Annotated in this window: 1 protein-coding gene and 1 pseudogene; both read right to left on the bottom strand. The window is 45.9% G+C overall.

Annotated elements, in window-relative coordinates; all coding sequences use genetic code 11:
* Positions 1–245 (bottom strand): putative barnase/colicin E5 family endoribonuclease (locus C6G87_RS08900; RefSeq protein WP_459177836.1); only part of this gene is annotated, 245 nt, incomplete at its 3' end.
* Positions 184–1354: pseudogene (locus tag C6G87_RS07615) on the bottom strand (hypothetical protein); the annotation flags it as partial. The gene C6G87_RS08900 and the pseudogene C6G87_RS07615, both read right to left, overlap by 62 nt.

Genomic DNA, 1354 nt, shown 5'->3' on the forward strand with positions numbered 1-1354 from the left:
ATTGCCCCCCTCTGCGCGGTCTCCTCTAACCCCCTAGCAAACTGCTGCAAAGGAGTACTACCCTCAAAGCCCTTAAAGTCCTCAAGATGCTTGGCAAAGATTTTAGATAAGCCCCACCCCTTAGCGCCTCTTCCCTCTCCTTTAAGATTGCCCCACACAAGATCAATATACCCCAAGTCTTCCCTATAGAACGCCCCTGCCACTTGCCTTAGGGGTGATCTTAAGGGGGCTTGTGCTACTCTCATTTAAAGGAGTCTGTATGTCAGTGTCTATCCCCTTACCCCCGGTTAAAGATGTGGATTTTTGGTTTAACTTTGATTCGCGTAGATTGTATGCGTTTTCTGACTCTGAGGAAGAACCCGCTTTTGAGTTTAAGGGGGGTTCTTGGGTGGCGTTTGAATCAACCCAAGATTTTTTTTCTAAAACAGATGTTACCGATGATGCTTGTGGCGAAGTGAGCTTAAACGAAGTGAGCAAGCTACTATCTAAATCCGACTCTTGAGCCATGGACTTCATTTTACGTTTAAACTCTTTAAGGTCTTTTTTGGTTAATTTGCCCTCTAATTGGAGTCTGCGTTTAGCCTTATAGAGGGGGTCTAATGCCTTCTTCACCTTCCAACTCTTGGGCGTGTGCAGCTGTACCTCACTGGGCACGCCCTTAAAGTCAAAGCCTATATGCACCCCCTGATACCCATCTTGGGTTTTTATAAACTTGAGACTAATGTCCTTAATGTTGTGGTTATTCTCTAAGTTCTCAAACACGCGTACAAGCTCCATATTAAAAGCTTGCCTATCTACCACTATAGCCCCCCTTAGCAAGTCATCCACTCTTTGTGCATCCCCATTGTAATACGCCAACTTCTCTTCTATACTCTGTACGCTCTTTAAGGTGTTGTTGGCTTCTAGCGTGCTATCACCCCCCTTAAGCCCCTCTAAGAGCTCTTTAAACCCCTCTTCTTGTTCTTTAGCGGTGGTGTGGAGTTCTAGGGCTTGACTTTTTAGCTCTTGGGTGGTAGGGTTGGGGGTGATCTTAAGGGGAGTGTAGAGTATCTTGCCTTGTTGTGCTTGGGCTTGTAGTTGGGGTAATTCCTCTAAAGTATGGCGCTCAAACTCCCAGCCGATCTTATGCTTACGCGCCACACTGATAAAGGCTTCTTGAGGTCCTTTAAACTCTTTGAGGAAGTAGAGCCCCCCATCCACAACACTTAAGATATCGGGCTTATTCAAAGTAGAGGGGACGCTTGCCAAATGCGCTTTAGGGTTAGGGGCTTGAATTTTAAACAAAGTATGCGGACTGAGTTCTACGAACACAGATTGATTCTCTTCTAATTTACCCCCCCCTAAAGCCTCTTGC

This window comes from Helicobacter baculiformis, assembly GCF_900197685.1.
GTDB classification, from domain to species: domain Bacteria; phylum Campylobacterota; class Campylobacteria; order Campylobacterales; family Helicobacteraceae; genus Helicobacter; species Helicobacter baculiformis.